Raw genomic sequence first — 12,040 nt, forward strand, 5'->3', positions numbered from 1 at the left:
CCTCAACTCCTTTTTCAAGTTGAGACCGCCATGCGCTTTAGTGATTTGCTCGACGCTGCCCGCAGCCACCCGTTGGACGTTTCGATCCCGGCCGAATGGGCCCAAGGCCGCGCCAGCTTTGGCGGGCTGGTTGCGGCGTTGGAGTACGAGGCCTTGCGGGCGAAAGTCCCGGCGGATCGCCCGTTGCGCTCACTGGCGATCACCTTTGTGGGCCCGGTGGCGCCGGATGTGCCGGCCCGCTACGAGGTCGAAGTGTTGCGCGAAGGCAAGGCCGTCAGCCAAGTGCTGGGACGTGTGGTGCAGAACGGTGAAACGATGACCCTGGTGCAGGCCAGTTTCGGCGCATCACGGCCTTCGCAGATTGACGTCGCCGCCGAACCGGCGCCCACCTTCAAACATTGGGATGAATGCCAGGAGTTGCCCTACATCAAAGGCGTGACGCCGGAGTTCATGCGCCACCTGGCGATGCGCTGGAGCGTCGGTGGCCTGCCGTTCACCGGCAATACATCCCGGGAGATGGGCGGCTGGGTGCGCTTGCGTGGCGATGTAAAAGAAGAGCCGCTGACCGAAGCGCACATCCTCGCGCTGGTGGATGCGTGGCCACCGTCGGTGTTGCCGCACCTGAAACAACCGGCGGCCGGCAGCACCCTGACCTGGACCATCGAATTTGTCCAACCGCTGCAAAACCTGAGCACCCTGGACTGGTGCCAATACCTGGTCCACATCGAGCACGCCCGCGATGGCTATGGTCATGCGGCTGCGCAGTTGTGGAGCCCCGACGGCCAGTTGATCGCTATCAGCCGCCAGTCGGTGGTGGTGTTCGCCTGAGTCCTCAGACCAGCAAGTGTTGATCGCTGGAGGCGTCGCTGCCGCGTGCCTCCAGGCGGCGACCGTGATGCTGCAATCCAAGGGCTGCCAGAATGCCGACGATACCGATGGCGGCACTCGCCAGGTTCTCGCTGAACACGCCCGATGCCATCAACAGAAAACCGATGACCAGGAGTGGCAGCGCAATCAGCTGCAACACTTGATTGGTCCCGTGCTGGTGATTTTGCGGGTGGGTGCGCCATTGCCAGGCGGGGATATTTGGATGACGTTTGCCCATGATCGTGATTCCTCTGTCCGTTGAAACATCTTGAGCAGAGTTTAGGTCGGGCAGGGTGGGGCTGCGAATCAAGGATGGCTATGGGGGCCATAGCCATCCCTTTAGGGGTTAGAGCCGCAACTGGCCGATGGCCTTGCTCAGTTCCCCGGCCAGGGTTGCCAGCTCATTGCTGGTGGTCGCCGAGTCTACTGTCTGCTGCACGGTATTTTCGGTGACGTCCCGAATGCTCACCACCGCTCGGTTCATTTCCTCGGCCACATGGCTTTGCTGCTCGGCAGCCACGGCAATCTGCGTGTTGCTCTCGCGCATCTGCGCCACCGCGCCGGTGATCTCGGCGAGGGCAATCCCGGCTTCTTGAGCCTGTTGCACACAGTCGTCGGCCTTGAACGAGCTTTCCTGCATGAAGTCCACCGCGTCCCGGGTGCCGGCTTGCAGGGCGGACACCATGCGGGTGATTTCATCGGTGGAGCTTTGCACCCGCTTGGCCAGGTTGCGCACTTCGTCGGCGACCACGGCAAAACCCCGGCCCATTTCGCCGGCGCGGGCGGCTTCGATGGCGGCGTTGAGGGCCAGCAGGTTGGTCTGTTCGGCGATGCTGTGAATCACCCCGACCACGCCATTGATTTTCTGGCTGTCCTCGGCCAGCTTCTGGATCATTTCGGCGGTCTGCTGCACGCCGGTGGACAGCCCGGCAATCGAGCGCTGTACCCGGCTGACCACTTCCTGGCCGCTGCCGGCGAGAGTGTCGGCCGTCTGGGACAGGTCGCGGGTGGCGCCGGCGTGCTGGGCGATGTGGTAGACGGTGGCGGTCATCTCGTTGATCGCCGTGGCGGCCTGGTCGGTTTCGCTTTGCTGGCCGAGCATGCCGTGCTGCACCTCGTTCATGCTGCTGGCCAGGCGTGCGGCGCCGTCGTCCAGTTGCCTGGCGGTGCGCGCAACCGTGTTGACCACCCGTTGATAACCCGCCTGCATCGCGTTGAACGCGCTGGCCATCTGCCCGACTTCATCCTTGCAGGCCAGGGGGACGCGGGCCGAGAGGTCGCCGGTTTTCTCGACGTGCAGCATCACGTCTTTCAAGGTGTTGAGCTGGCTGAGGAGAAAGCGGATCAGCAGCTGTGAGGCGCCGAGCATGGCCAGCATCAGAATCATCACCGCTACGGCGTAGTTGGCGAAGCGTTCTTCGAACACTTGGCTCAAGCTGGGCCCGTAGGCCAGCACGGCGACCTGTTGACCGTCGGCACGGCTGATTACTTCGGCGCCCATCAGCGGGTTTTCGCCGAGCAGTGGCATGTGATTGAAATCCACCCAGCCACTGGCGTTGGCCAGGGCTGACAGATCTTCGTCGCCCAGTTGTGGGACTTTGCCCCTGGCAAACGTCAGCCAGTGCTCGCCCTTGGGCAGTGGCTGGCCGGCGGGCCAGGCACCGAGCAAGCGCCCCTGGGCTTGCGCCGACGCCTGTGAGGCCTGGCTGCGGGCCTGTTGTTCGAGCTGCACGGCGTACAACACCAGCAGCAGGGTGGTGATGAAGGCGACCGCGTTCACGGCCCAGAATTTGTACTTCAGCGAGATGTTGCTAAGCCAGGCACCCATGGAAGGTTTTCTCTGATAGCGGAAACAGCATTGGCAAGGTGCCATTATTTTGCCGCTATCGGGATGCCGGGTTTTGATATGGGTCAATGCGCCGCGTCAATCCGGCACAGGCAATCCAAAAAAGGCGCGGGCACAGGCGGTGCTGTGTTGCGCCAGGTCTTCCACGGTTTCTTCGCGGTGCAACGCGACCTCCCGTAGGACTTCCGGTAAATAGGCGGGTTCGTTGCGACCGTTTTTCGGCTTGGGCCGCAGGGTGCGAGGCAGCAGGTAGGGCGCGTCGCTTTCCAGCATCAGGCGGCCCCGGGGGATTTCCCTGACCAGCGGATGCAGGTGCGTCCCACGGCGCTCGTCACAGATCCAGCCGGTGATACCGATATGCAGGTCCAGGTCGAGGTAGCTGAACAGCGCCCGCTGCTCGCCGGTGAAGCAGTGCACCACGGCGGCCGACAGGTGATCGCGGTAGTCCCGCAGGATTTCCAGCAGGCGCTGGTTGGCGTCACGTTCGTGGAGGAATACCGGGAGCTTCAACTCCACGGCCAGGGCCAGGTGTTCTTCGAGGACTTTTTCCTGCTGGGGGCGCGGTGAGAAATCCCGGTTGAAATCCAGCCCGCATTCACCCACCGCACGCACGCGACTTTCCTTGAGCAGGCCGCGCAGGCGCCTGGCGCTTTCGGCGTTCCAGTCACTGGCAGAGTGGGGGTGAATGCCGGCGGTGGCGAACAGGCGTTGGCCACTTTCGTCCAGTTGCTGGCACAGCTCCAGGGCCTGTTCGCTGCCGTCGACACTGGTACCGGTGAGCACCAATTGGCTCACCCCGGCGGCGTAGGCACGGTCGAGAACGGCCTGGTGCTTTTCGTCGAAACTTGGGTTGGTCAGGTTGACGCCGATATCAATGAGTTGCATGGTGCTACCTCCGCCTGCGGTCGGAAAGCATATCAGAGCTGTAGATTTATAAGAAAAGCCAAGAACTACAACGAGTTAAAGCTGTCTTTGAAAGTCGCAAGTAACACCGTGTTTGGTTTGTCGCCATCTGCCGTGCCACCCTTGCGCCCAAAGCCTGCGCTCATGGCGCTCTGTTTCTGTCCCCCAACGCCTCGTTTTTCGCGAAGCAATGGGCAGTATTCTTTCTTCCGGAGAGCGGATGATCCGACCCTCGGCGTTGCTTGTGTTGTGCCTGACGTTACTGCTGCCCATGGCGGCGGTTGCGCGTCTGGACGGGCCGCTGGAAGTGACCCGGCCCGGCAAGGTCCGCGACCTTGCGGAAATCCGCAGCAGCCGCACCTTGCGGGTATTGGTCAACCAGAGCCGCAACAGTTCCGGCGAAGTCCAGGGCCAGGCCATCGGTGTTGAATACCATCGCCTGCGCGCTTTCGAGCAATACCTCAACGGTCACGCCCGTGACGGCGAGGAAATCAACCTCAAGATTATTCCCAAGGCCAAGGATCAGCTGATTGGCGCATTGGCCCGTGGCGAGGGCGACCTGGTGGCACCCGGCGAATTGCTGGATGTGAAGGCCGCCCACAAGATTGCCACCAGCGACCCGATCGCCAGCGACGTGCCGTTATGGCTGGTGGGGCTGAAGGGCGAGCGGCGGTTTACCCGGCTGGAGCAACTGTCCGGGCGCACGCTGGCCTTGACCACGGGCAGTGCCGCGTCGGACGCGATCAGCCAGGTCAACCAGAAGCTGGCGCTGCACAAATTGCCGCCGGTGAAGGTGGAATGGGTGGATCCGAGCCTCGCGGTAGAGGACGTGCTGGAGATGGTACAGGCCGGGATTTTCCACCTGACCATTGTCGAGCGGCCGATTGCCGAACGCTGGGCGAAGATCCTGCCCAAGCTGCGTTTCGACCGGCAAGTGACCATCAGCGAGCCGGGCGAAGAGTATTGGTTTGTGCGCCAGGATGCCTCGATGCTGCGGGCCAGTATTGATCGCTTCCTCAAGACCTACCGCACGCCGTCCGATCAGGATGTGGCGTTCCAGCGCATCTACCGCCGCCTCTACCAGGTACGTTATCCACTGGCTCGCGTCGACCGCCAGCGCCTGGAAAAGCTGCGCCCGGTGCTGCAAAAGCATGCCCGCGAGCAGGGCATGGACTGGCTGAACCTGGCCGCGCTGGCGTTCAAGGAGTCTGCCCTGGATCCTGGCGCTCGCAGCAGCGGCGGCCCCACCGGGCTGATGCAGATCACGCCATCGGCGGCGCAGCGGGTCGGGGTGAACAACATCGAAAGCCTGGACAACAATGTGCAGGCGGGCGCGCGGTACCTGGCGATGATCCGGCGCAAGTTCTTCTCAAGCCCCAAGCTCAACGAGCGCGAGCGCATGGCGTTTGTGCTGGCGGCCTACAACATGGGGCCCGAGCGGGTCCAGGGAATGCGTGCCGAGGCGCGGCGGCGGGGGCTTAACCCAAACCAATGGTTTTTCCAGGTCGAGCGCATTGCCATGGAGCAGGTGGGAATGAGCGGCGTCAGCTATGTTAATAGCGTGAACAAGTATTACCTGGCGTTTGATCGTGAGCGGGAGTCGTTGGAGCCGGCAGCGCCACGGGTTGCCTCACGGAAATAATCTATTAATTCGATAATTATGAGCCGCTTTATCGGCTTTTATCATTGTTTAAACTGATTAATATAGCGGCCAACCCAACCCCTACCTTGAAAAGGATTATCAGCATGAGCCCATTGATCACCCGCGTCCTCTCCACCCGCGCCGGCTACGGCCTGACTGTCCTGCGGATTTTTGTCGGGATCATCTTCGCCGCCCACGGTTCGCAAAAACTCTTTGGCTGGTTTGGCGGCGGCGGCCTGGCGGGCACTGCCCAGTGGATGGAAAGTATCGGCCTGGCCCCAGGTACCCTGATGGCGGTGCTGTCCGGTGGTACCGAGTTCTTCGCCGGGCTGGCGCTGATCATTGGCTTGCTGGCACGGCCGGCGGCACTCGGCCTGTCGATCATTTCCCTGGTGGCGATTTTCTCGGTGCATATCCATAACGGTTTGTTCATGGCCAACAACGGCTACGAGTTCGCCCTGGCGCTGCTGGGCGGTACGCTGGCCGTGTTGTTGGAAGGTGCGGGCAAATTGTCCGCAGACCGCGCCATCACTCACTGATACCGCGACCCCCCCCTTAAAAGGCCCGCCCAGTGCGGGCCTTTTCGTTGCTCGGGATTCTTGACACCGCCCTACAGGCTTCTCTAGGATGTTGCCCATGCGCCGATTTAAACAGCTAATTGCGGGGCGCCACGGGTGACTGATCACAGTCCCGACAGAAGCCAGAGCCATGGGCCAGCTTCGAAATTCCGCTAAAGCGCTGGTTCGGTGTTGCCTCTCACCTGCCCGCAGACTTTTGAGGCAGAGACACGACACAATGAATGCACTACGCCCCCTCATACGCCTGGCCCCGATCACCGCGGACCTGACCCAACGCAATCCTAAAATCCTCTTGGGCGGCAAGCATCAGCCGACGTTGCTGCGCTATCTTGATGGCTGGCCGCGCCGCACGGGGCGGCCTTCGGCCTTTCTGATCCAGTTTGTCGAAGACGGCGACTCCCTTGCGCGCTTTGCGTCCAACAGCTTCGACCTGGCCGTCATTCAGGCACCCAGTGCCAGCGACGCGGGCGAAGTGATACGCCAACTGACCCGCATTGCCCGGCAAGGGCTGATCGCCCGGCGTTGAGCCCTCAGTAGAATGCTGCTGAAGGCAGGTGCCGGTGACGGCGACGCAACAGGAAAATACCCCACGCAATCAGGCACAGTATCAGCGGTACAGGCACGATATTGAGCAGCTTCACTTTGCGTTCCAGGGCGTGAACCTCGGCGTATGACTGGACCTTCAACGCGTGAATTTCCATGGGGATTCGCAACCGCTCCTTGTTGAGCGCTTGCAGCAGTGTGTTGGAGGTTGCAGCCTGAGGGCCCGGGGAAATTGTCGGGGGGTTGAGCAGTTGCCATTCCTTTTCCGTTTGTTCCAGGCGTTGCGCCAGTTCGGCGGATTTCTCACCGTAGGCCAGTGCCGCGTCTTCGCGCATTGCCTGCAGCACCTGCAGTGATCGAGCACCGCCTGCGCGGGGGCGAATGTTCATCAGTGCATCGGGCGCCGCCAGGTTGTCCAGGGTGTTCAATACAAACATCGCGTTATCTGACAACGGGGTACCCGCCGCGCGATGCTTCTGGAGCATTCCAGACACACGATCGCTGAGCAGGTCAGTGTCGGCGACCACGACCACATGGATGTTCGCAGCCTTTTGCAAGCCGGTGTTACGCCCACTGATGCCGTCAGGAAAGGCGGAATAGGCGGGCCCTTCGACGCGGGCGGCGATCACCTGTTGTTGAGCGCGAGTGGCTGTTTCATTGATCAGTGAATTGAGCTGCGCTGGCAGGGCGAAGCGCTCTGCCTCAAACAGCGCGGCGTGCGCGGAGCTTTGCAGCAACGGGGTGAAGGTCATGCGGCTTCTCTTGGCAGGGACCAGGGCGCCGCTGCTCAAGACGTTGACGTTGTGAAGTTTCCAGGCGCTGATGTCATCCTGTGCCATCGCCTGGCGGGGCAAGGTCAGTGCCGCGGGATGGCGCACAGGCGGCTGGCCTGTGGTCAGGATCACCGAAGTGGCATAGTCGCGATCGGCAATCACCTTGTTCGCGGGCATCTGGATGCCCCAGGCGGACAGCAATGCCTCCAGCCTGGGGTTTTCCGGGGCCGTGACGCTGGTGTCCAGCCCGACAAGCGGGTCGTTAAACATCATCAACTTGCCTGCGCCCAATACAAACTGGTCTATTGCGTAGAGGGTTTGGTCAGGCAGGTTGCCGGGATGAATCACCATCAGGGTTTTGACGTGTTCAGGAATTTGCGCGATACCCGGCTCCAGGCTCACCACGTTGAACTGGCGACGGATCTCCTGCAACACCTGCCAGGGAGGCGTATTAACGCCGTTGCGTTCATCTCGCTCACCGTTTATTGGCAGCCGGGAGATCAAGCCCACAATGGGTTGCTCGGGGTGGATCACCTTATGAATCAAATGGCTGATTTCATACTCCAGCAGTGACTCCCGGTCCGGGCTGAATGACGGGATGCTATTGGGCGCATGGCCCGCGCTGGTACCCACCAGGCCGAAGAATCCGTGTTGTTCGTCAAGTCCCAGTAACCTGGCTTTGTATTCATCTTCAGAAAAAGGGGTGGGGTCGATGAGGTGCAGGTTGATTTTGCCCTTTGCCGCTTTTTCATATTCCTTGAGCAACAGCTCTACCCGTTTAGCGTAGCTTTCAACGGCGTTGGCTTTGTGTGCACGGTTGCTTGAATTGAAGAAGTACAGATCCACCGGTCTTTCCAGTGAACCGAGCATAGTCTGTACAGGATCGGAAAGTGTATGGATGTTCTGTTCCGAAAAATCCAGCCGTGGATTTGGAAGTTTCAGTGCCCAGACCAGGTTAAAAGCGAGAAACAGTAACAGGAGCGTGATAATTGTGAGGCTGGCACTTAGTCGCGTTTTCATCGTGATGTGTCCCTCTCAACCGTTTCTTACATTCAGGACAATGACCGTCGCGCCAAGAAAGGCGATGATCATACTGATGAAGTACAAACTGTCTTGAAGAGCCAGTACCCCTTGGTCAATGGCGTCAAAACGCGCAGACGGGCTCAGGGAAAGAAGGCGGTCAATCAGCCATACCGGAACTTGATGTTCAATCGCATCAAGAATGGATGACAGGCCACTGGCGGTCAGCAGCAAGCACAGGGTTACGGTGAATATAATCGCGCGATGGTGTGTCAGTGCGCAGATAAAACAACCCACGGATAGATAACATCCGGCCAATACCCAACTTCCCAGGTATTGTGACGCAATGACTGTATTGTCCGGATTGCCAAAATAGTTGACGGTGATGACTATCGGGAAGGTCAACAGCAGGGCCACGCCGGAAACAATCCAGGCCGCCAGAAACTTTCCGACCACTATCTCGAAACGTGTGACGGGCAGGGTTTTCAGGAACTCCATGGAACCGGTGGTGGGCTCGTCGGCCCAAAGCCGAGTGCATAGGGCAGGTGTCAACAGTAAGTAGAGCCAGGGGTGCAACTGGAAGAAGCCCTGCAAGTCGGCACTGCCGACTTCCAGTAACCGGGTTGCATGGAAGCCAAATACAGCAGCGGCGGTCAGGAAAACCGCAGTGCTCAGGTAAGTGAGGGGAGCCGAAAGATAACTGACCAGTTGACGCTTGAATATGACCGGGAGAAGTTTCAAATCGATGCCTCCTGGCTCATATGGTGCACAACGTCATCCAGGCGCCCGGCTTCCAGGTTCAGGGCATTGAGCTTCCAGCGGCGCTGGGTGACCAGTGCATTGATGTGGGGGTAGATGATTTGCCCCGGCAGGGCGAGTACGGTCACTGTGCCGGGAGTCTCGCGGTCTTCCTCGATGCCGGCGACCCCGGGCAATACCGCCAGGGCCAACAGGTCCAGCGGTGTGTCGGCTGCAAGGGTGACCGCCTGGTGATGACGGGAGCTGCGCTGCAGTTCGGGCACCGAAGTGTCTGCCACCAATCGGCCGTCGGCTATCACCAGTGCGCGGTTACAAATACCGGTCAGTTCTTCCGGCGCACGGGACGCGACAATGATCGTCATCTCGTCGCTGAGCGACTTGATGAGCATTCTGACTTTGTGTTTCTGGTCGGCACTCAGACCTTCTGTTGGCTCGTCGAGCAACAGCAGGCCGGGGTCATGCAGGATTGCCTGGGCGATGGCTACCTTGCGTTTCAACCCGTCCGTGAGGGTTTCCACCGGGCTTTTGAGTATCCGCCACAACTCAAGCCGTGCAACTGCCCGGTCAATCATCTTGCGTTTTTCCGCGCCGCGGAATCCACGTATTTCGGCAATGAAACCGAGAAAGGCCTTTACACTCATTGCACCATGGCTCAAGAGTCGCTCTGGCTGGTAGCCGGTGACTTTCTTTGCCTGGAATGCGTTCAGGGCGATATCGTTACCGAATATTTTTATATGGCCTGAAGAGGGTGTAGTCGAGCCTGAGATCATTTTGATAATAGTTGTTTTTCCCGCACCATCATTTCCAAACAGCCCGATGCATTCCTGGGGTTGAGCGTTGAATGAGAAGTCATGAATAATGTTTTTTCCGCCCATGGTTTTTGTCAGGCTCGTTATCTCTATCATTATGCTTTTCTACTGAATGGATATGGCAAGGCTGGATTAACCTGGGTGAACAGCAGGTTGTGAATGTTCGAAATTCAATGCTTGAAATCTTTTTATGTTGAAGCTTTTCCGACGTCGCACTGTTAAAAAATGGTACGTTCAATAAACGCTCTTGGAAATGCTGAGGGGGCTGAATAAGATAAGTCCTACATGCCAGACTATGACTCGCTGAAACAATTGTTTTGCTTTTGATGATTTAATTACAGTCGTTGTTTATTTGGTGTTTATTTAAAGTTTATGCCAATTTGAAATGGAGCCTGATGTCATGCTGCTTCTACGTACCCTTGTTCTTGAACAGTCCGGGCATGATGCACCGGTCAATGGTGCACTGCTTTGTGGTTTTGCGGTGGCGCAGATCTCTTCAAACTTTCTTGCCTACAGTCTGGATGAAGAAACAGAGCCCGGTAGTTCACGGGTGTACATCGCAGCGTTGCGCAAAAAGTCCGAACGTTACTTTCTGGGGGCGATAGACTCCAAGGAAGACCTGCAAATAGCGACCCATGTCTTTAAGCAAATCCTGACGCTCGCGGCTGCTCCCGGGGCAAAATCTGCAAGCAGCGGCGAAACTCAGATTCCCTTTCATTTTGTTGATTTGAAAGGCTGCAAATTGCCCCCGGCCAGGCCTGAAGATCATCACTCGTTGACGATCAAGAAATCCCTGGTGATGAAGGTGATTACCCTGGGAACGTCGGCGCCCGGTTTGCCCGCCATTGAAAGCAATACGTTGATCGTGCCGTCGATTCGTTTCTCCTCAAGAATGGTGTCTGCTCCCAGGTCCCCCGATCCTTCAGAGCCTGCGCGGTCATTGCCCGAGCCGGTGACGCAGGCGCCCGAGGCTGAGCTCGAGATATCCGAGCCGCTCGTTGAGGCGCCACTACAGGCACCGATCGAGGCGCCTGCTGTCGCTGCGCCACTGCCGGCGCCCATAGTCCAACAACCTGAACCTGTCCCCCAGGCGCCGCCGCCCATGCCTGCCCGGAATGAGTCAGCCTCGTTGTTTGAAGTGGACGATACGCTGGCCAATCTTTCCCGATTGTCACAGGAGCTGACGCAGCAAAAGCTCAGCGTGCTCAAGCAGGAAGAAGCGCTTGATCAGTTGCGTCTCGAACTGCGCCAGGAAAAGGCTGACCTTGAGCAGGAGAGTCAGCGGAGTGCCGACAGGATTGCCGAAAAGGAAACGTCCCTGGAACAGTTGGCCCGCACGCTGGCCCTCCGGGAGGAGCATCTGGCTGGCAGCTCGGCGCTGAACCAGACAGAGCAGCGTCGAATGGACGAGCGTGCGCGCTACCTGGAGAGCCAGGAAGCCCAGTTGCATGACCGTGACCTTGCGGTGCGCCTCAAGGAGCAACAGCTGACGGCTGCGCTGTTCCAGTTGCCTGTCCTGCGGGACAACCTGAGGGTTACGCTTCAATCCCTGGATGAGTCACTTGCATGGCTTGGCGAGAACGGGCGCGGCCAGCCTGAATGCGGCCCGACCCAGACGGAGGCTGACTGATACGCGTCGTTGCCGGAATCCGCCGGTGGGTCTGGCTACTTTCCCGAGTTCATTTATCATCGACCCCCACAGCCGACATCGGGCGTTAAATGCGTTGTGCCTGATGCGGCAGCGGGTCTGAAAAATGCAAACTTCCAGGGGATGTAGAGCTTTTGAGCACCAAGCTGATTACCAAAGAAGGTCATGAAGCCCTGAAAAAGGAGCTTGATTACCTGTGGCGAGAAAAGCGCCCTGATACCACCCGCAAAGTGACGTGGGCGGCCTCCCTGGGGGACAGGAGCGAAAACGCCGACTACCAGTACAACAAGAAGCTGCTGCGGGAAATTGATCGCCGGGTGCGTTATTTGCGCAAGCGCCTGGAAGACATGCGCGTGGTCGAGTACATGCCCGAGCAGGAAGGGAAGGTGTTTTTCGGCGCCTGGGTGGAGATTGAAAACGAACAGGGCGAGACCAAGCGGTTTCGCATCGTGGGGTACGACGAGATCTATGAGCGTATGGACTACATCTCCATCGACTCACCCATGGCCCGGGCACTGTTGCGCAAGGAAGTGGATGACGAGGCGCTCGTGCAGACCCCCAGTGGCGAAGTGTGCTGGTGGATCACCGCTATCGAATATGTGAAGTGACAACGGATGGCCCGTACGCATGAACGCGTGCGGGCCATTTGCGT

At 59.1% G+C, this 12,040-nt stretch carries 11 protein-coding genes and 1 pseudogene; 6 read left to right on the plus strand and 6 right to left on the minus strand.

From position 1 onward, the window contains the following. The first annotated feature begins 30 nt into the window (after positions 1–30). Positions 31–828 (plus strand): thioesterase family protein, encoded by a 798-nt coding sequence (locus V6607_RS09295; protein WP_008437738.1) that lies wholly within the window; start codon positions 31–33, stop codon positions 826–828. Between the two features lie 22 nt (positions 829–850). On the opposite strand, the pseudogene V6607_RS09300 reads toward V6607_RS09295, so the two are convergent. The 3 genes and pseudogenes from V6607_RS09300 to V6607_RS09310 form a co-directional block, all read right to left on the minus strand. Continuing rightward, positions 851–1,105, minus strand: a pseudogene (locus tag V6607_RS09300) (terminase); the annotation flags it as partial. A gap of 108 nt (positions 1,106–1,213) precedes the next feature. Further along, on the minus strand, positions 1,214–2,695 hold the full coding sequence (locus V6607_RS09305; protein WP_102605081.1) for a methyl-accepting chemotaxis protein: 1,482 nt from the start codon (positions 2,693–2,695) through the stop codon (positions 1,214–1,216). Between the two features lie 96 nt (positions 2,696–2,791). After that, positions 2,792–3,598 carry a TatD family hydrolase gene (locus V6607_RS09310; protein ID WP_003218739.1) on the minus strand — a complete coding sequence of 269 codons (807 nt, stop codon included), beginning with the start codon at positions 3,596–3,598 and terminating at the stop codon, positions 2,792–2,794. Between the two features lie 238 nt (positions 3,599–3,836). Here V6607_RS09310 and V6607_RS09315 point away from each other — a divergent pair, with 238 nt between their 5' ends. From V6607_RS09315 to V6607_RS09325, 3 genes are all read left to right on the plus strand, one after another. Then, a complete protein-coding gene (locus V6607_RS09315) occupies positions 3,837–5,258 on the plus strand; it encodes a transglycosylase SLT domain-containing protein (RefSeq protein WP_102368437.1) in 1,422 nt (473 codons plus the stop codon). A 104-nt stretch (positions 5,259–5,362) separates the two neighbouring features. Next, entirely contained in the window at positions 5,363–5,797 is a 435-nt protein-coding gene (locus tag V6607_RS09320) for a DoxX family protein (RefSeq protein ID WP_134325988.1), read from the plus strand. Between the two features lie 256 nt (positions 5,798–6,053). Next, positions 6,054–6,362: a hypothetical protein gene (locus tag V6607_RS09325; RefSeq protein WP_003218736.1), complete on the plus strand. Its 309-nt coding sequence runs from the start codon at positions 6,054–6,056 to the stop codon at positions 6,360–6,362. A gap of 4 nt (positions 6,363–6,366) precedes the next feature. On the opposite strand, the gene V6607_RS09330 is transcribed toward V6607_RS09325, so the two are convergent. From V6607_RS09330 to V6607_RS09340, 3 genes are read right to left on the minus strand one after another with little or no spacing between them, the layout of a single operon-like run. Then, positions 6,367–8,172, minus strand: coding sequence for a Gldg family protein (locus V6607_RS09330; RefSeq protein WP_134325989.1), 1,806 nt, complete (start codon positions 8,170–8,172; stop codon positions 6,367–6,369). Positions 8,173–8,187: 15 nt separating this feature from the next. Continuing rightward, positions 8,188–8,913, minus strand: a complete 726-nt coding sequence (locus tag V6607_RS09335) for an ABC transporter permease (protein ID WP_134325990.1) — start codon at positions 8,911–8,913, stop codon at positions 8,188–8,190. Continuing rightward, positions 8,910–9,836, minus strand: a complete 927-nt coding sequence (locus V6607_RS09340; RefSeq protein WP_134325991.1) for an ABC transporter ATP-binding protein — start codon at positions 9,834–9,836, stop codon at positions 8,910–8,912. Before V6607_RS09340 ends, V6607_RS09335 begins: the two co-directional genes overlap by 4 nt. A gap of 304 nt (positions 9,837–10,140) precedes the next feature. Here V6607_RS09340 and V6607_RS09345 point away from each other — a divergent pair, with 304 nt between their 5' ends. Continuing rightward, a complete protein-coding gene (locus V6607_RS09345) occupies positions 10,141–11,370 on the plus strand; it encodes a hypothetical protein (RefSeq protein WP_134325992.1) in 1,230 nt (409 codons plus the stop codon). 152 nt (positions 11,371–11,522) lie between these two features. Then, on the plus strand, positions 11,523–11,996 hold the full coding sequence (gene greB / locus V6607_RS09350) for a transcription elongation factor GreB (RefSeq protein ID WP_008437752.1): 474 nt from the start codon (positions 11,523–11,525) through the stop codon (positions 11,994–11,996). The last annotated feature ends 44 nt before the right edge of the window (positions 11,997–12,040 follow it).

The sequence above is a fragment of the Pseudomonas sp. KK18 genome (assembly GCF_037094675.1).
GTDB lineage: Bacteria > Pseudomonadota > Gammaproteobacteria > Pseudomonadales > Pseudomonadaceae > Aquipseudomonas.